Below are 17,740 nucleotides of genomic sequence, written 5' to 3'. Positions count from 1 at the left end.
AGCCATCGTATATTTTGCAATGCTTTTATAAAATGAATATTTTTACGGCATAAGACACAAATTGTCGCAGTGCATCCCTACTAACTCTTGTGCAGGATGCTGCTGCGGCATAGCATAAGCCGATTGATACAAAAACAAATGATTTAGGACGACAGGTTTTATGACAAGCCTCGCGCATCATGCAACAGAAAACCGTTCCGTAGCAGAATTTACTGAACGTGCATACCTTAACTATGCCATGTACGTGATTATGGATCGTGCATTACCCCATATCAGCGATGGTTTAAAACCTGTACAGCGCCGTATTGTGTACGCCATGAGTGAGCTTGGACTCAAACACAGTGGCAAACCGAAAAAATCGGCACGTACCGTGGGGGATGTATTGGGTAAATACCATCCGCATGGTGATTTTGCTTGTTATGAAGCTATGGTGTTGATGGCGCAGCCGTTCAGTTATCGTTATCCATTTATTGAAGGACAGGGTAATTGGGGTTCGCCCGATGATCCTAAATCCTTTGCGGCGATGCGTTATACCGAAGCCAAACTATCGCAATATAGTGAAGTGCTTTTGGCTGAATTGGGGCAAGGTACTTGTGACTGGCAAGATAACTTTGATGGCTCATTAAAAGAACCTGTCAATTTGCCTGCGCGTGTACCAAATATTTTGCTGAATGGCACCACCGGTATTGCAGTAGGGATGGCCACCGATATTCCACCGCATAACTTGCGAGAAGTGGTGAAAGGCACAATTGCCCTGATTCGCAACCCAAATTTAACCGATGAAAAAGTTGCAGAATATATTCCTGCACCAGATTTACCGACCAAAGCTGAAATTATTACCCCGCCTGAAGAATTGCTGAAAATGCAAAGTACAGGTCGCGGTAGTTACCGTATGCGTGCGGTGTACAGCATTGAAAAAAATGAAATCGTGATCACAGAACTGCCATATCAGGTTTCGGGTTCAAAAATCATTACCCAAATTGCTGATCAGATGCAGGCGAAAAAACTGCCGTTGGTGAGCGATGTGCGTGATGAATCTGACCATCAAAACCCAACCCGTTTGGTGATTGTACTGCGTTCCAACCGTATTGATGCCGAAGCAGTGATGAGTCACTTATTTGCCACCACCGATTTAGAATCGAGCTATCGCGTCAATATGAACATGATTGGCGCAGATGGTCGTCCGCAGGTGAAATCAATTCGTCGTATTTTGCTGGAATGGATTGAGATTCGTAAAAATACCGTCACACGTCGTTTGCAATATCATCTTAATAAAATCGAAAAGCGACTGCACATTTTGGCAGGTTTGCTGATTGCCTATTTAGATATTGATACTGTAATTCGAATTATTCGCGAAGAAGATCATCCTAAAGCTGAACTGATGTCACATTTTGGTATTGATGAAATTCAGGCCGAAGCCATTTTGGAATTAAAGCTACGTCATCTGGCCAAGCTTGAAGAAATGGAAATTCGCCGTGAACAAGAAGAATTAGAGGCACGCGCTGCCATTATTCGTGAACAATTGGCCAATCCTGAATCATTGAAAAATTTAATTATCAGTGAGTTAAAAGAAGACGCGAAAAAGTTTGGTGATGATCGTCGTTCACCTATTGTATTGCGTGCCGAAGCGACTGCAATTAATGAACAAGATATGCTACCTGCCGACCCTGTAACGGTGGTGTTGTCTGAAGCGGGCTGGATTCGTTGTGCCAAAGGGCATGAGGTTGATGCGGAAAATCTGAACTTCCGTGCGGGTGATCAATATCTCAGTCATGCACAAGGCAAGTCTAATCAGCGCGTTTATATTTTAGATGATACGGGACGCAGTTATGCGTTGCCAATTAATAGCCTGCCTTCGGCACGTGGTTTAGGTGAACCGCTGAGTTCTAAACTTTCACCTGCCAGTGGTGTTGGCTTTAAACAATTGCTGATTGCCGATGATGAGGCTGAAATTTTAGCAGCCAGCAGTAAAGGTTATGGTTTTAAAACACAGGCCAAACAATTAGATACCAGTGCTAAAGCAGGTAAAGCATTCCTGTCTTTACCTGAACAATCGACAGTGATGAACTTGCAAATGATTGAACACGCGAGTCATGTTGCACTGCTCAGTTCAGCAGGGCGTTTACTGGTGATTGAGATGTCAGAATTGCCAGTTTTGAATAAAGGTAAAGGTAATAAATTGATACAACTTGAGGAAAAAGATCATTTGGTGTCTATGTTACCTTTAAGTTTAGATGAAACAATTCAAGTATTTGCAGGACAGCAACAACTCAAACTCAAAGGTGATGATTTGCTGAAGTATGTGGCGAAGCGCGGCACGAAAGGTCAGCTCCTACCACGTGGTTACCAAAAAGCAAATAAACTGTTAATTCAAAGATAATACTAGCGTTTTTTAAGCAAAATACGTTATATATGGTTTGTGTTCGTGAAAATGGATGCAATGCAGGACATAAACAAGCAAACAACGACGTCTTGTATTGAGAAAAATAGTTTAAAACTAAGGATTACTGATTGGAGAAATTGGCATTATGGAAAAGATTTGGTTTGCTGAATACCAAAAGACAGGAATTCCAGAAACTGTAGAACTGCCTGCAGAAAATACGTCACTCGTAGACATTTTTGAACGTAATTTCCAAAAATTTGGTTCACGTGATGCCTTTATCTTTATGGATAAAGTTTTAAGCTTTAGTGAACTAGAAGAAGCTAGCCGTAAATTTGCAACTTATTTACAAAGTTTAGGTTTGGCACGAGGCTCGCGTGTTGCCGTGATGATGCCGAACGTACTTCAATATCCAGTGGTTGCTTTAGGGGTGTTGCGTGCAGGCTTAGTATTGGTGAACGTGAACCCACTTTATACTTCACGTGAGTTAGAGCACCAATTAAATGACTCTGGTTCTGAAGTTTTAGTGATTATCGAAAACTTTGCATCGGTTTATCAGGCAATTATTGGTAAAACTCCTGTGAAGCATGTGGTTGTTGCTTCTGTGGGCGATATGTTAGGTGCATTAAAAGGTACCTTGGTGAATTTTGTTTTACGTTCAGTGCGTAAGCAAATTCCAGCATGGAACATTCCGGGTCACATTAAATTTAATGCAGCAATTTCTAAAGTGAGCCCAAGCAACTACAAACGCCCAAGCTTAACTTTAAGTGATACTGCTGTGTTGCAATACACAGGTGGTACAACAGGTGTATCTAAAGGTGCAGAATTAACGCATCGTAACCTTGTGGCAAACATGCTGCAATGTGATGGTATTTTCCAAAGTAAATTTGGTGCGAAAGATGGTCAGCCAGATGATCGTATTTTCTGTGCGTTGCCGCTTTATCACATTTTTGCATTTATGGTGTGCGCGCTTTACGGCATGTATAAAGGTCAGGCAAACGTATTGATTCCAAACCCGCGTGATTTACCTGCGGTAATGAAAGAATTACGTAAATATCAACCAACTTTCTTCCCTGCGGTGAATACCTTATTCAATGCACTTGTGAACAATGAAGAGTTTAAACAGCTTGATCACAGCCGACTGAAAATGGCGATGGGTGGTGGTATGGCCGTATTGCCTTCAACTGCTGAAGCATGGAAAAAAGTCACAGGCACCAACATTATTGAAGGTTATGGCTTGTCTGAGACTTCACCTGTGGCAACGGCTAACCCACCTACATCTGACGAATTTAGTGGTACGATTGGTATTCCATTGCCATTAACTGAAGTGGCTATTTTGGATGATGACGGCAATGAAGTTGCGCTGGGTGAGCAAGGTGAAATTTCAATCCGTGGTCCACAAGTCATGAAAGGCTATTGGAACCGTCCAGATGAAACCGATAAAGTGATGATTAATGGTTTCTTCCGTACAGGTGACATTGGTGTCATGGATTCACGCGGCTATGTGAAAATTGTAGACCGTAAAAAAGACATGATTTTGGTATCAGGCTTTAACGTTTATCCATCTGAAATTGAAGAAGTGATTGCGAAGCATCCGAAAGTCTTGGAAGTAGCAGCAATTGGTGTGCCAGATGAAAAATCAGGTGAAGTACCTAAATTATTCGTTGTGAAAAAAGATCCATCTTTAACGACTGAAGAAGTTTTGGCATTCGCTAAAGAGAACTTAACTGGCTATAAACGTCCACGTTATGTTGAATTTATGGATGAATTACCAAAATCGAACGTAGGTAAAATCTTGCGTAAAGATTTGCGTAAAACAGCGTAATTCATGTTGCTTTGAAACAAAAACGCCTCTGAAAACTCAGGGGCGTTTTTTATATGCTTATAAAAATAGATAGCTTCTTGTTCAATACAGACGAAGTGTCACCAGACCTTATTCTTTCATCAACCAACGGTCAAAGTAGCGACGCCCAACACCCACAATACCCAAGAAAATAAACATCGCACCAAATTGGCGACTAAAACCTGATTGATTAAAACTGCCATAACTTAAAATATTATCAATTAAGCAGTACACCACAATCACGATAATCCAGTGCCATAACGGTAAACGCTTAATCCCCACCGCATAAAACGCCACCCAAAGCACAACAAAGCTAAAAATGGTCGACCATATGTTCATGTTGGCACAAATTACCGTCAATAAAAATGCCACAATCGGCAACACAATTTTTAAAACACGATCCACTCGCAGTTGATGTTGACGTTGCTTTTCAAGTACATCTAGCATTTCCTTTTGATCTGGGCTGACCATAATGGATCCTTTATACAATTGCTTAAAACATGCTATTTAACAAAATTTATTCTAGAAATGCCATGTTATGATAAGTTCTCAATACAGTTTATGAGAAAAAATTGATGCAAAGCATAAGTGGAATTGTTTATCTGATTATTATTGCATGCCTATTGCCCTATGTTTTTACCGTAGTGGCCAAAATGGCAGGCGGTTTTAAACGTGAAGATAACCAAAATCCACGTGAATTTTTAGCTAAAACTACAGGTTTGGCTGCACGTGCCAACGCCGTACAACAAAACAGTTTTGAAAGCCTGCCTTTGTTTATTGCTGCAGTGCTCATGGCGGAATATATGGTCATCCCACAAGTGGTGGTGATGATGTTTGGTATTGCTTATATTGTGCTGCGCATTATTTATGGAATTTGTTATTTAGCCAATTGGGCGACACTGCGTTCAATTGTTTGGATGTTGTCTTTACTTTGCCCAATTTGTATTTTACTGATGGTGATTAAACTGACCTGATCAAGTCAGGTGTGAAAATATGTATTTTTACCTTGCAGATGTATAATCACGCAGTAATTCAGGACAGAAAACCGGTATAATTGACGCGGTTTTAAAAAGATTTAACTTGTATAAGAGTGATGCTATGAGCTACAGCAATATCCCTGCGGGTAAAGATGCACCAAATGACATCTATGTGATCATTGAAATTCCTGCCAATGCAGCGCCAATCAAATACGAAATTGATAAAGATTCTGATGCATTATTTGTAGACCGTTTCATGGGTACAGCAATGTTCTACCCAGCGAACTACGGTTATGTACCAAATACACTTTCATTGGATGGTGATCCGCTAGACGTATTGGTTGTGACTCCACACCCAGTAGAGCCAGGTTCTGTGATTCGTTGCCGCCCAGTGGGTAAACTGAACATGGAAGATGATGGTGGTGTTGATGCGAAACTGGTTGCAGTTCCGCACGAAAAATTAACCCCAATTTATAAAGATGTTCAAGAATATACGGATCTTCCACCATTATTGATCAGCCAAATTGAACACTTCTTCCAACACTATAAAGACTTAGAGCCAGGCAAATGGGTGAAGTTAAGCGGTTGGGAAGGTGCTGATGTTGCGAAACAAGAAGTATTGAACTCAATTGAAGGCTACAAAGCTGCAAATCCATAATTTGCGTAGCCTGTTCAGCATTCAAATGAAAGCTGAAATGTAAAAAAACCTGCACATATTCTGTGCAGGTTTTTTATTGGTTTTGCTATTCCGAGAAATTAGAATAATTTCACAGGAATATCTAACCAGATACGCCATTCGTTGGTTGAGCCAATAGCATTACTGACGTAATTTCCTTTCGCATTGTTATACGTATCGCTTGCACGTAAGTAAGAGTGACGTAAGCGTAAGCTTGCATCTTTGAATGCACCCGATTGAACCGTATATTTCACTTGGTTAAAGAATTCATGTTCTTCAGCTTGGTCGATAATTTGTGCTGGATTATTTTTTTCGGCTACATCAATATCCCAACCATAAACGAATGCTGTTGTCCAGTTTAGACCTGGGAGACCATAGTTTTTAAAATTATAGTTGTACTGTAAGCCAACAGATTTTTCATCGTTACCCTTAAAGTCGGATAAGTATGAGTTTGGTACATAAATGCTTTGTAGACCATCTGCGTTGTAAGCATAGTCGTAACCTATGTTGCCGGCATTATCTTGGTACGCAAGCATCAAATTGTGTGCGTCCCTGTTATAGCTTGCAGATACACCCCAAATCGAGTTAGTCAATTCTTCAGTTTCAATGCGTGGATCAGTTGTTTCTGCTCCAACTTTCCATTTGGTATTGTAACCCATTGCATCTAAAGTTACGCTCGCACCATTTGCTGTAGGGAAGCTATAATTCACATTCCCATAGTGACGATCTAATTTATCTTTAACGTCTACCCCATAATAAGAGGCATTAACTTGGTCGTTAAACTTGTATTTCGCGCCCCAGAAAATAGCACTGTCCAAATTTTGTTGGTCTGAGCTGATGTCATTTGACCATTGGTTTTTAGTGAATTTACCACCGATTAACGTCAAATCTTTAATTTCGTTACTTTCAATATAAAGACCAGTGTAGTATTCAGGTGTTAAGCGTGCTGTATTGCTTGCAATTACTGGAATTTCAGATACTTGCGTACCATATTTAGCTGTTGTATTTGATACACGTGCTTTCACATAAGCACCACCACGTGCCCAGTGATCGTAAGCATCTTTGGTGCCATCAGCATTTAACTGATCATGTACAGGAATCATTTGATTGCCAGTATGCCCATTTTTGCCTAATTTAAATGAAGCATCACCAACAACACCCACACCAAAACCGACTACACCTTTGGTAAAGCCGGAATCTAATTTGACAATTGCAGTTTGCGCAAATGAACTTGTATCTGTACCAGGTTTTACATCTTTATAATCACGAGTTAAATAACCTGTACGGAATAAAACCGAACCGTTTGCGTCTTCTACAAAGCCTTTAGATTCACTTTGTTCGCTAGCAAATGTAGTTGAAACAAGCGCTGCGTTGATCAGCAACGCAAGTGTTAATTTTTTAGATTGCAGCATTGGGAGATGGCCTCATGCAGTAAATGTGTAGTTGAAACGTAGGCGAATTGTATCGCTATTTATGCGCGAAAATATCACTTTTAAAGCACTTATGACACTAAAGTTAAGCATTTTTTCGATAAACTGTGGGGTCATTAAAAATATCGACTTTTCAAAAGTTGAATAAATATTTTATTTTTTAGTAAAAACATAAACATATTTAAAACTTACTGAGTCACTGAAACATAGCCAAATACAGCGCATCTGCAATTTGTACATTAAAAATACAGTTTGTTTAATTTTTCAACAGCTTGGTGAGTGATCAAAGCGCATAAGACACAGCATAAATTTTAAAATAGGGTGAAGTTTTTCCTGTGAAATGGTTATCTATGAAGTCGAATTTTGGGCAAGAGATAAGTGGGGAAATAAATTTATAAATCTTTATTTGAATTAAGAGTATAAAAATTAAATTTTAATTAAGCTTTGAGTAATAGCTTTTGGCTATTACGGATTTCATGTGAAACATCGGTGTTTAGTTTTGGGCGTTACGATGAAAACAGAACTGTTTAAGAAGATATTTTATACATAACTCTTATAAGGTCATTGGCTTGCGAAAATTAAAATTGATCTATCGTTTTGGTCAATGAATTATTTTTGATGTGAAGATTGAATTGTCTCATTGCATGTTGATGTCAAATTTTGGTGCAGAAATATATTGCAGTTTAGGAGAGGATTTTTGTCTGTGCACTGAGTTTTGATAGTTGATGGCGTAGGGATGAACAGGATAGGCCTGACTTTCGATTGTTTGATCAGGATAGATTTGTGATTCTGACTGCACTTTTTTAGGCATGTGATTTAGCTTTATTGCAATACAAGGATGCAAAAAATAATCATACGGCTGTGCAAATCAATGTTTAAAGTGTAGTCCTTATATAAGAGGAGAGTTGATGTACATCCAAAGTTACTGTAATTAAAATTAAAAACTATAAGAAACAATCAATATATAACAATGACTTAATATTAATTTTTTGAGTTTTAATGCTTAATCCCTGTTCGGAACTCTAACGTTGGCATAGGGCTTGCAATTCCCTCAATGAGTTAAACAAAAAATAGACAATGCATCTCATCCGATGCAGGGGGAATCTAAAATGAAATTCGTACTTCAAACACTTTCTTTGGCGATGGTCGCAGCTACATCTAGTCTCAGCTTTGCTGCAGAAAATACAGCAGGCATGTCCTTTAGCGGGACAGCAGCCTTGACCAGTGATTATCGTTATCGTGGTTTAACCCAAACATTCAATGATCCCGCAGTGCAAGCAGGTTTCTTACTGAACCATGATTCTGGGGTGTATGCAGGCGTGTGGGGTTCCAATGTCGATTTTGGTGGTACGGCACATTTAGAGCTTGACCCTTATATTGGCTATACCACAAGCCTAGATTATTTTGCCAGCAAACCTGTTTTGGATGTGGGTTTGTGGTATTACGCCTACCCAAGTGAGAGCGATTTAAATTGGCTTGAAGTCTATGCAAAATTAGGTTTTAGCGATGTGTTGTTTAAAGATGCCAGCTTATTGACCGCAATCAACTATTCCAATGATTTCTTAGGTGGTGACACCGATGCTTGGTATTTCAATGCCACTTATACCGCACCCATTGGAAGTACCGGCTTTTCTGGTGTGGCTGGATTAGGTTACACCCAAGCAGATGACTTTGATTTTGGGAATAACAATGACAGCTACGTAGATTGGAAAGTCGGCGTAAGCTATAACTTTACTTCAATTGAAGGCTTATCTGCGGAGTTGGCTGCTGTAGGAACTGATATTGATACCGATGGTTTTTCGCATGCTGCAGCGCGTGGCGTTGAAACAGGAGCCGTATTCACGTTAACTAAAGCCTTCTAAAGATAGGGCTACGACGATAAATAAAAGCTCCAGTAAGGAGTGAAACTTAAAAACAATAAAAACAACTCGCCCATTGTACAGGCATGGCAATGGGCTATTTTTCATTTCTTAGACTTTCAATCATGTTTCATGGGCACGATAAGACAGCGCTTCACTTAAATGTGGACTTTGAATCTGTTCACTTTGGGCTAAATCTGCAATGGTACGCGCCACTCGTAACACCCTATGATACGCACGTGCCGATAAATTCAAACGCTGTTGTGCAATGGCTAAAATATTTTGGGCAGTATTATCTAAGCTTGCAAATTGCTCTAATTGTTTGGGACTGAGTGCCATGTTGAGACACTCTTGACGTTGCAATTGTCGTGTATATGCTTGAATGACACGGCTTCGCACGGTTTCAGAATTTTCTACAGGTCGGGTGTCCTGTAATTCGTGCGCCTGTAGAGGCGGTACATCAATATGTAAGTCGATACGATCCAACAACGGCCCTGAAATACGGTTTTGATAGCGTTTAATACTTTCTGCTGAACATTGGCAGCGCACATCCTGATTAAAAGCATAACCACAAGGACAAGGATTCATGGCAGCAATCAGTTGAAAGTTGGCTGGGAAGGTAATTTGCCGAGAGGCGCGGGAAATCACAATCTCCTTGGATTCTAAAGGTTGGCGCAGTACTTCTAAAACTTTTTTATCAAATTCAGGCAGTTCATCTAAAAATAAAACACCTAAATGTGCCAAGGTAATTTCACCTGGTTTGGGATATGAGCCTCTGTCATTTACAAAGAACTATGCGACAATATAAGCTAGGGTCAAAGACTTAGACCACCTTTTATAAAGAACTATGCGACAAATTTTATAAAGAACTATGCAACGGAACCCAGAATGAACAATCAATCATGCGACACCGTTAACATCGTACCAGCTCGAAGAAAAATTGGTAATACACGTATCAGTGTATCTGGTTTATATCCTTTTAAAAAAGATTCCGCAGTTGCCTTTGAATCAACTCTTGAACGGGATTTCCTTATTCGATTAGAGGTTGATCCCAATGTTCTTGCTGTTGAGTCTCAACCATTTACCATTGAGTATTTTGATAATGGACAGAAACGAGTTTACACCCCTGACTACCTGGTAACTTATAAGCATGATGATTTTCTTCCATTTATTGCACCTAAACTGGTTGAAGTAAAACCTACAGATGAATTGCAACTTAATTTGCATCTATGGAAAGCTAGATATCGTGCTGCAATGAGGGTATGCAAAGAAGAGGGTTGGAAATTTCATATTGCACATGAGGGGCGTATTCGGGACCAGTTATGGTCGAATGCCATGTTTTTACAAAAGTACCGAAAGATGGAATTTCCCCCTGCTGATTCAAAGCACTTATTGGATTATGTGAGAGATCGAGGAGCAGTAACTTTTGAGACTCTATTAGCCAGACATTTTCTTGGAAAATGGGACAGAGCCAATGGAATTAGTCAAATCTGGTATTTAGTTGCTCATGGTTATCTGGTTTGCGATTTAAGTATGCCTTTACAGCCATCTACTGAACTTTGGGTAAATGGGAGTTGTCATGAATGATAGACGTGTGAATATCAAAATAGCTGCTGGGGAACCGGTTCAGATAAAAGGGATTCCCCATACGATTATTGAAGTCATTGACCTAAAATCGGTTTTTGTTGAAAACAATAATACTGGCAGGAAAAGTATCGCGGCTATCAGTGAATTAAGGCCATCAATAGCTGTGGAACAGTATGAAGATCTAGAACTCATCGCTGATAAAGACTGGATTGAGGCTGAAAGACGTTTCAACATCATCCGACCTTTCATTGAGGGAGGCGTGAGTGGTCGTAAGGAAGTAGAGTTACGAGCCCAAGAACATGATATTAATCCAGCCACTATCTATAGATGGTTAAAAATCTATAAGGCATATGGAACTATTGATGGATTGCGGCCCAGAAAAGAGGGATTGCCACAAGGCAAGAAGATAATTAATAAACATGCTGAAGCAATCATTGAAAAAGCCATCAAGGATTTATACCTAACTAATCAAAGAATAAGTGTTCAAAAAGTTGTACTTGAAGTGAAACGCTTATGTCATGAATACCATATCCTAGAGGTGCCTCATGCCAATACAGTAAGAAATCGTATTGCAGCGATTAGCCAGAGAGACTCTCTTCGTAAGAGGGGACATAAGGAAAAGGCCGATAACAAATTTACACCTGCCGCAGGGAAATTCCCTCATGCTGATTATCCACTTGCCGTCGTACAGATTGACCATACGCCTGTTGATCTTATTCTGGTTGATGATTTTAGCAGGTGTCCTATAGGACGACCTTTTCTTACGTTGGCAATTGATGTGCGTTCAAGGGTAGTTGTGGGATATTACTTATCATTAGATGCCCCCTCTGTTATGTCTATTGCAATGAGCGTTTCTCAAGCTGTACTGCCCAAAGAGAAATGGCTAGCTTCGCGCAAGATTCAAGCTGAATGGCCTGTCTGGGGAATTATGAACACCATTCATGTCGATAATGGACCTGAGTTTCACTCAGAAACTTTCAGAAATGCTTGTATGGCACATGATATTCGTCTGGAATACCGACCAGTTAAAAAACCACGTTTTGGCGGGCACATTGAACGTTTGATGGGAACATTTGCAACCGATATTCACGCAGTTCCAGGAACAACTTTTTCAAATATTTTTGAAAGAAAAGGCTATAACTCAGATGCGGAAGCAGTTTTCACATTCTCCGAATTTGAGGACTGGCTGATTGATTTTATCTGTAATGTTTACCACAAAAGGAAACACTCTGCTTTAGGTACTTCTCCACTACATGCTTTTGAGTTAGGTATCTTTGGTGATAAAAACACGTTAGGTTCTGGGGCTGCTAGATTGCCTGCAAATGATCATAATTTCTTTCTTGATTTTCTACCAAGTTTTGAAAGGACGATTCAAACAACAGGTGTAACAATTGATGGTCTTGCTTATTATGCTGATGTACTAAGAGGTTGGATTAATGCTGTAGACCCTGATAATCAAAAGGAAAAACGTAAATTTATCTTTAGGCGTGATCCAAGAAATATTAGTGAGATATGGTTCTTTGATCCCGAAATCAAAAATTATTTTAAGGTTCCTTTAGCGGATCAAAGTATTCCACCATTTAGTATTTGGGAACACAAAAAGATTCAGGAACTGAAAAAGGAAACTGGCGAATATCTAAAAGATCATGAACTTGGACAGGCTCTAGCTAAACTTCGGGAGCGTGTTCAGGAGGCAAGTACTAAAACTCGACGGGCTCGCAGATCACATCAGCGCAGTACCCAACATCAACAGAGTGTTAACCCTGCTTCAATTCAGGGCAAAAAACCTCAACAAGAGAGTACGATTTTGGAGCAACAGCTTGAAAACGTATATGGTTTATTGCCTCTCGATGAGCTGGAAAATGATGAGGATATTTCATGAGTAACTATTCACATGTTTTTCAAGAGTTTCGCCCTATTGTGGAACAGTCTAATGAGGACAGACTCTACTTCCTGGAAGAGGACCGATGGATTGGGTATCCAGCAGCCAATGACTTGTTAGACCAATTGAAAGGATTCCTGACACTTCCTAAGCGGAGCCGTATGCCCAACTTACTGGTATTGAGTAAGCCAAATAATGGTAAAACCTCAATTATTAACCAGTTCTTTAAGCTGTATGGGGAGGGTTATGTCAATGCAGAAAATAATGCAGTAAAACCTGTAATCATTGTACAGGCACCTGTTTCCCCTGATGAAAAAGCTCTGTATATGGCTATTCTTGATAAGTTCTGGGTTCCTTTTCGAGAAAGAGATCCCGTTGCGAAGCTACGTTACCAAGTGGTCCATTGCCTTAAACTTTATGAGGTAAAGCTCCTCATTATCGACGAAATGAATTCTCTATTATGTGGCAGTCCGATTAAGCAAAGAACAGTAATGAATGCGATTAAGTATTTGTGTAATGAAACACAGATACCCATTGTTGGGTTTGGTACAGAAGAAGCAATTAGTGTTCTGCGTACTGATCCACAGCATGTCAGCCGTTTTCGTGTGGTTAATTTGCCCTTATGGAAACTAGATAAAGACTTTCAAGCTATGGTAAATAAATTTGAGAAAGTTCTTCCCCTCAAACAGGCTTCAAAACTGGCTGAACCAGCAACAGTAAAATATCTGCATGATATTACAGATGGAAACTTAGGTAATCTGCGAACGATTTTACGGGACGCCGCAAAGAAAGCTGTTGTTTCTGGTCAGGAGTTTATCGACCGTAGCTTGCTAGAAAGTGTGAAATAAGCAATGTGGAGGACTAGGTATGATAAGTGCAACAGAAATCCATTCATGGTTTATTCCCACGGACTTAAAGCAAGATGAGGCATTATCTTCTTGGTTGATACGTGCCGCACTTGACAGTGGTTGTGACCCATTAAGTTTAACTGGAGTACTTTGGCCCAAATGGCGAATCTGGTCTGTAGATGTAGATCGTGGTTTAAGTGCAGAGCAAGTACAGGTATTGATCAATACGACAAAAATTGATGAAAGCCAATTTAATTCTGCTACGCTTCGCAATTTTTTAATTAAATATAATCTGGATAATCAAACTCTTGATGCATGGTACTTGGTATTAGGTACAAGAAACCGTAAGCATCGAGGTGGCTGGCAATATTGTCCTGAGTGTCTATCTGAGGATAATGTTGCCTATTTCCGTCTGCCTTGGCGTTTTGCCTGGCATACAGGTTGTATAAAACATAATCAGCATTTACATGATCAATGTCCTCATTGCCATAATGCTATTCAACCTAGACGTCTTGAAGCCCCTGATCAGGTTATGACTTGCTGTTCAATATGTAAAAAAAGTCTATTGGAGGTTAATAAAAGCCTTGTGGATTGTCATGCCTTGGCATTCCAAAAAATCTTTGATCAATTCCTGGAACAAGGCTGTGCAACCTATCAAGACAAGTTGATTTCAGTAACTGATTGGTTAACGGTGATTAAGTTATTTTCACAATTTATTAGAAAAGCTTTAGCTGGCTCAGTAAATGGAAAAGGATGGGCTTTTCTTGAACAACTCAGAATTCAGGTGCCCCATCCTGAGCTTATATCGAATGGATTGGCTGTTAACCAACTTCCAGTTACCGAGAGAGAACGGCTATTTTCCTGTATTTATCAATTACTCATTATTCCCCAGGAAAAGTTTATTGAAACAGCAAAATCTTTAAATATGAACAGGTCTTCATTTTGGGATAAGAGAAACCAGTTGCCAGCCATATTAAGGCCTGTTGAAGAACAATTAGGCTCGATTTATCGGAACTACCCTCCAAAGAGAGCATTGGTAGCTACCTTTAAACCTAAAAGTAAGGAGACTGTAATACGCAAGTTTTTAAGATTAAAAAGAAAACTAGGGTAACTTTTGGGGGGACAACACCATGCCTCAGTGTGATGAATGTGGTGATGCGGTTGAAAAGATACACCGACTTTATAAACAGCGTAACTATTGCCATAAGTGCTATGTACGAGTTTTTAAAAAACAGGATTGTCCGTCGTGTGGTAAAAGTTCCAGATTATATAAAGCTGATAACTTGGCCGTTTGCCAACAATGTGAAACCAATAGACCTTGCATTAGATGTCAGCGTATTGATTACCCTATAGGAAAAATAACGGAGCAAGGCCCTGTTTGTAATAGTTGTTCAGTTTATTTTAGAGAGTTTCAAGCTTGTGAACGGTGTGGTGTGACATCACAACGCTTATCTCGTATCAGCCGTTTTGGAGATAATTTAAGAGTTTGCCCAAAGTGTGCAACCCGTGATTACCAGACATGCCAAAGTTGTAGAAGATATAGGTTGATTGAACAGGATGTTGTGTCAGGCAAAATGCTTTGTAAGAAATGTTTGACCTGTCCACCACTTCAATGTCTAACTTGCCAGCAACAGATTCCTGCTGGATATGGGAAATACTGTGAATTATGTACATGGCGAAGAATATTGGGGAATAGGATTAAGGAACTGGTTAATACATTAGTAAATCCAAGCCTCAAAGGTTACTTTAAAGATTATATGAATTGGCTTGATCATGAGGTTGGACCGCATAAGGCTGCATTACTAATTCGTAAACATATTCATTTTTTTGAAAAGACCAGTGATCTTTGGGGAGATCAGATCCCAGACAATGACTCTTTATTACATAGACTAAGAACAAGTGGTTTACGCAAATATGAGCTGCCCATCCGGTGGTTGGTTGCAGTACATCACCTGCATATAGATACCCAATCTAAAGGCCACTGTTCTGAATTTGACCAACTGAGAAAACTGGCGAACTCATGTCCTGGTTCATCGCTTTCAGCCCAAATTCTTCAGAACTATTATCAGGTTTTAATAAATAAAATGGATTTAGGGAAAACGAGTATACGTTCTGCCCGTTTAGCCATGAAACCAGCATCTGCTTTAATGCTGTTGGTAAGTCAATCACGATTAGATTTACCAACAATGTGGCATGTAAAATATTACTTATTTAAGTCCCCTGGACAAGCTTGCGCTATTGTTGGCTTTCTTAATTTTTTAAACAAGAATTATGATACGAACCTTGATACGTCATGGGTACTAGATGAAAAAATAACAGAAAAAAGTAATATGAAGAAACTGGAAAAACAATTGTTGGCCATCATGAAAGCCCCAGAGGAAAATTTTAATGAACTAGAGTGGATAAAGTTAGGATTGATGTATTTTCATAATTTGGATAAATCCTTTTTTAATCAAATGGATAGTATTAATTATAGGGGGCTGAATGATGGCTTTGAAGTGAGGTTTGGTGATCAGCAATATTGGATACCTAAATTGCTTGTATAACTGGACCATATAACGCTAATGTAGCTACATAAAGTTAAAACTGAATTTTGGGCTTCCAGAGGGTATGTATGGGGCAATTAGGTCATGAATATTGTGTTCATAATGGATTCAATAGGTCTCATGCAGGGAAATATGTTTATTCACTTGCTACGTTTATATCTTGGATATTGATTTACTTTTTACTGAAGTTCTTGGGTGGATTGTCTCCTTATTGGAATGTCATCATTTCTAGTGCTATCACTGCTTTATTATTTCTTACTTTTTATTTTCTATTTGATAAATGGATATGGAAAACAGGTTTATTTTTCAAGATTCTGAAATATCCTGATATTTCGGGAGAATGGTCATGTAAAGGTATCTCTGATTACCAAGAAGAAAATTCTGAAATGATTAAGCACAATAGAGAGTGGATTGGAAAAGTAACAATTTTACAAAGTTGGGATAAAGTAAGAATCAGATTAGAAACAGAATTTTCCACATCTGACAGTATTTCTGCTGCAATTATTTATGACGAAATTGAAGAATACAAAGTTCTTTATAGTTATGAAAACAAACCAAAAGATTTAGATCATGAAGAGTTACGTATCCATCGAGGATTTGTAGAGCTGACACTTCATAAAGACAATAAAAGTGCCAGTGCTAAATATTATAATGTTACTGGTCGAAGAACCATGGGAACAATGTTATGGGAAAAATTAGATAACTAATGGATAAGAGCCAATGGTTTCGTCATATAGGTAACCCAAATCTTTACGTATTTCCGTAACGAGTTTATCTAAGGCAATGCTCATTGTTGTGAGAGAGGTTTCTTTCTGATAACTATCAAATATTTTTCTGGTCATATCAGGTGTATATAAGCTATTTCTATAGTTTGGGTTATGATACAGATAATCAAAAAATCTTTTTGTTTCAAGAACTATTGCTAAAGCATTTGTTCTACCTTTCTTTAAATTTTCTAGATTGGAATGATACATAATAGAGGCTAGATCAAAACTACTTAAGTAAATTACTTTGCCCTCTTCAACTAAATCGGCTTTTATTGTTTTACAAAGGCGGATAGATTTTTTCAATCCTCCATCAGCATAGTATTTACATTTGTAATCTATATAAAAAATATGCTTGAAAGGTAAGTTCATCAATGTAGTAGGAGTTTTATTATCTAGAATATTGACTCCTCTTAAATAAAGGGTAAGCATCCGCTGAACGCCATCGCCAAGTTTTAACGGGGTTCAGGTTTCCAGCGGTGAGGTAGTAATTCTTCTATTTGGGGCACTTTATGTGTTGGCAACCTTTTCAGCACATCACTTAAATAGGCATACGGATCCAAGCCATTCAGCTTTGCTGACTGGATTAAAGTCATGATATTGGCAGCTCGTTGACCACTGCGCAGCGAACCTGCAAATAGCCAGTTCTTACGCCCCAAGGCCCAGGGACGCATTTGGTTCTCTATCCAATTATTGTCAATGGGTAGATTGCCATCATCCAGATAGCGGCTTAAAGCAGTCCAACGTTTTAGGCTGTAATTGATCGCCCGGGCGGTTGGAGAACTCGATGGCACCGTCAGCTGATGTTGGTTGAGCCATTCATATAGTTGTTGCATGACCGGTTGACTATGCTGTTGTCGGTATTCGCAGCGGTCTTCCGCTGTACCATCCGTCTTTTTTCTTAATTCTGCTTCTATCGCATATAATTTCTGAATCAGCACTAATGCC

At 39.3% G+C, this 17,740-nt stretch carries 16 protein-coding genes and 1 pseudogene; 11 read left to right on the top strand and 6 right to left on the bottom strand.

The window, feature by feature from the left end; translation table 11 throughout:
• Window positions 1-160 precede the first annotated feature (160 nt).
• On the top strand, window positions 161-2,380 hold the full coding sequence (gene parC, locus L6C30_RS10350) for a DNA topoisomerase IV subunit A (RefSeq protein ID WP_236163022.1): 2,220 nt from the start codon (window positions 161-163) through the stop codon (window positions 2,378-2,380).
• 148 nt (window positions 2,381-2,528) lie between these two features.
• Window positions 2,529-4,205: an AMP-binding protein gene (locus L6C30_RS10345; protein WP_236163023.1), complete on the top strand. Its 1,677-nt coding sequence runs from the start codon at window positions 2,529-2,531 to the stop codon at window positions 4,203-4,205.
• A 108-nt stretch (window positions 4,206-4,313) separates the two neighbouring features.
• On the opposite strand, the gene L6C30_RS10340 is transcribed toward L6C30_RS10345, so the two are convergent.
• Window positions 4,314-4,694, bottom strand: a complete 381-nt coding sequence (locus L6C30_RS10340; RefSeq protein ID WP_236163024.1) for a hypothetical protein — start codon at window positions 4,692-4,694, stop codon at window positions 4,314-4,316.
• Between the two features lie 104 nt (window positions 4,695-4,798).
• Between L6C30_RS10340 and L6C30_RS10335 the strand changes: the two genes are divergently transcribed.
• Both L6C30_RS10335 and ppa read left to right on the top strand, forming a co-directional pair.
• Entirely contained in the window at window positions 4,799-5,197 is a 399-nt protein-coding gene (locus tag L6C30_RS10335) for an MAPEG family protein (RefSeq protein WP_019838158.1), read from the top strand.
• A 124-nt stretch (window positions 5,198-5,321) separates the two neighbouring features.
• Window positions 5,322-5,858, top strand: a complete 537-nt coding sequence (ppa, locus tag L6C30_RS10330; RefSeq protein ID WP_019838157.1) for an inorganic diphosphatase — start codon at window positions 5,322-5,324, stop codon at window positions 5,856-5,858.
• A gap of 98 nt (window positions 5,859-5,956) precedes the next feature.
• On the opposite strand, the gene L6C30_RS10325 is transcribed toward ppa, so the two are convergent.
• Both L6C30_RS10325 and L6C30_RS10320 read right to left on the bottom strand, forming a co-directional pair.
• Window positions 5,957-7,288 (bottom strand): OprD family outer membrane porin, encoded by a 1,332-nt coding sequence (locus tag L6C30_RS10325; protein ID WP_236163025.1) that lies wholly within the window; start codon window positions 7,286-7,288, stop codon window positions 5,957-5,959.
• 655 nt (window positions 7,289-7,943) lie between these two features.
• Window positions 7,944-8,117, bottom strand: coding sequence for a hypothetical protein (locus tag L6C30_RS10320; protein WP_236163026.1), 174 nt, complete (start codon window positions 8,115-8,117; stop codon window positions 7,944-7,946).
• A 298-nt stretch (window positions 8,118-8,415) separates the two neighbouring features.
• On the opposite strand from L6C30_RS10320, the gene L6C30_RS10315 reads away from it, so the two are divergent.
• Window positions 8,416-9,168, top strand: coding sequence for a TorF family putative porin (locus L6C30_RS10315; protein ID WP_236163027.1), 753 nt, complete (start codon window positions 8,416-8,418; stop codon window positions 9,166-9,168).
• A 120-nt stretch (window positions 9,169-9,288) separates the two neighbouring features.
• On the opposite strand, the pseudogene L6C30_RS10310 reads toward L6C30_RS10315, so the two are convergent.
• Window positions 9,289-9,939: pseudogene (locus L6C30_RS10310) on the bottom strand (ATP-binding protein); the annotation flags it as partial.
• A 114-nt stretch (window positions 9,940-10,053) separates the two neighbouring features.
• Between L6C30_RS10310 and L6C30_RS10305 the strand changes: the two are divergent.
• From L6C30_RS10305 to L6C30_RS10280, 6 genes are all read left to right on the top strand, one after another.
• Complete coding sequence (locus tag L6C30_RS10305) at window positions 10,054-10,752, top strand: heteromeric transposase endonuclease subunit TnsA (RefSeq protein ID WP_023188010.1); 699 nt, start codon at window positions 10,054-10,056, stop codon at window positions 10,750-10,752.
• Window positions 10,745-12,634 carry a Mu transposase C-terminal domain-containing protein gene (locus tag L6C30_RS10300; protein WP_000999878.1) on the top strand — a complete coding sequence of 630 codons (1,890 nt, stop codon included), beginning with the start codon at window positions 10,745-10,747 and terminating at the stop codon, window positions 12,632-12,634. The genes L6C30_RS10305 and L6C30_RS10300 overlap by 8 nt, the downstream gene beginning before the upstream one ends.
• Complete coding sequence (locus tag L6C30_RS10295) at window positions 12,631-13,482, top strand: TniB family NTP-binding protein (protein ID WP_000073961.1); 852 nt, start codon at window positions 12,631-12,633, stop codon at window positions 13,480-13,482. The genes L6C30_RS10300 and L6C30_RS10295 overlap by 4 nt, the downstream gene beginning before the upstream one ends.
• A gap of 19 nt (window positions 13,483-13,501) precedes the next feature.
• Entirely contained in the window at window positions 13,502-14,593 is a 1,092-nt protein-coding gene (locus L6C30_RS10290) for a TniQ family protein (protein ID WP_000622362.1), read from the top strand.
• A gap of 19 nt (window positions 14,594-14,612) precedes the next feature.
• On the top strand, window positions 14,613-16,028 hold the full coding sequence (locus L6C30_RS10285; RefSeq protein ID WP_004777765.1) for a hypothetical protein: 1,416 nt from the start codon (window positions 14,613-14,615) through the stop codon (window positions 16,026-16,028).
• A gap of 68 nt (window positions 16,029-16,096) precedes the next feature.
• Window positions 16,097-16,735 carry a hypothetical protein gene (locus tag L6C30_RS10280; protein WP_000530048.1) on the top strand — a complete coding sequence of 213 codons (639 nt, stop codon included), beginning with the start codon at window positions 16,097-16,099 and terminating at the stop codon, window positions 16,733-16,735.
• Here the strand turns inward: L6C30_RS10280 and L6C30_RS10275 are convergent.
• Both L6C30_RS10275 and L6C30_RS10270 read right to left on the bottom strand, forming a co-directional pair.
• Window positions 16,724-17,224: a hypothetical protein gene (locus L6C30_RS10275; protein WP_236163028.1), complete on the bottom strand. Its 501-nt coding sequence runs from the start codon at window positions 17,222-17,224 to the stop codon at window positions 16,724-16,726. The genes L6C30_RS10280 and L6C30_RS10275 overlap by 12 nt on opposite strands.
• Before the next feature lie 23 nt (window positions 17,225-17,247).
• Window positions 17,248-17,740, bottom strand: a 493-nt coding sequence (locus L6C30_RS10270) for a transposase (RefSeq protein ID WP_031961177.1), incomplete at its 5' end; no start/stop codon positions are given.

It is taken from the genome of Acinetobacter sp. KAM396, from assembly GCF_021602765.1.
GTDB classification, from domain to species: Bacteria; Pseudomonadota; Gammaproteobacteria; order Pseudomonadales; family Moraxellaceae; genus Acinetobacter; species Acinetobacter towneri_A.
Note: the sequence above shows the minus strand (reverse complement) of the source record. Positions and strands in the feature narration are given on the sequence as shown.

Coding starts and splice junctions, on each gene's coding strand:
- parC (WP_236163022.1), top strand. CDS start 161: ATGACAAGCCTCGCGCATCATGCAACAGAAAACCGTTCCGTAGCAGAA.
- L6C30_RS10345 (WP_236163023.1), top strand. CDS start 2,529: ATGGAAAAGATTTGGTTTGCTGAATACCAAAAGACAGGAATTCCAGAA.
- L6C30_RS10340 (WP_236163024.1), bottom strand. CDS start 4,694: ATGGTCAGCCCAGATCAAAAGGAAATGCTAGATGTACTTGAAAAGCAA.
- L6C30_RS10335 (WP_019838158.1), top strand. CDS start 4,799: ATGCAAAGCATAAGTGGAATTGTTTATCTGATTATTATTGCATGCCTA.
- ppa (WP_019838157.1), top strand. CDS start 5,322: ATGAGCTACAGCAATATCCCTGCGGGTAAAGATGCACCAAATGACATC.
- L6C30_RS10325 (WP_236163025.1), bottom strand. CDS start 7,288: ATGCTGCAATCTAAAAAATTAACACTTGCGTTGCTGATCAACGCAGCG.
- L6C30_RS10320 (WP_236163026.1), bottom strand. CDS start 8,117: ATGCCTAAAAAAGTGCAGTCAGAATCACAAATCTATCCTGATCAAACA.
- L6C30_RS10315 (WP_236163027.1), top strand. CDS start 8,416: ATGAAATTCGTACTTCAAACACTTTCTTTGGCGATGGTCGCAGCTACA.
- L6C30_RS10305 (WP_023188010.1), top strand. CDS start 10,054: ATGAACAATCAATCATGCGACACCGTTAACATCGTACCAGCTCGAAGA.
- L6C30_RS10300 (WP_000999878.1), top strand. CDS start 10,745: ATGAATGATAGACGTGTGAATATCAAAATAGCTGCTGGGGAACCGGTT.
- L6C30_RS10295 (WP_000073961.1), top strand. CDS start 12,631: ATGAGTAACTATTCACATGTTTTTCAAGAGTTTCGCCCTATTGTGGAA.
- L6C30_RS10290 (WP_000622362.1), top strand. CDS start 13,502: ATGATAAGTGCAACAGAAATCCATTCATGGTTTATTCCCACGGACTTA.
- L6C30_RS10285 (WP_004777765.1), top strand. CDS start 14,613: ATGCCTCAGTGTGATGAATGTGGTGATGCGGTTGAAAAGATACACCGA.
- L6C30_RS10280 (WP_000530048.1), top strand. CDS start 16,097: ATGGGGCAATTAGGTCATGAATATTGTGTTCATAATGGATTCAATAGG.
- L6C30_RS10275 (WP_236163028.1), bottom strand. CDS start 17,224: ATGCTTACCCTTTATTTAAGAGGAGTCAATATTCTAGATAATAAAACT.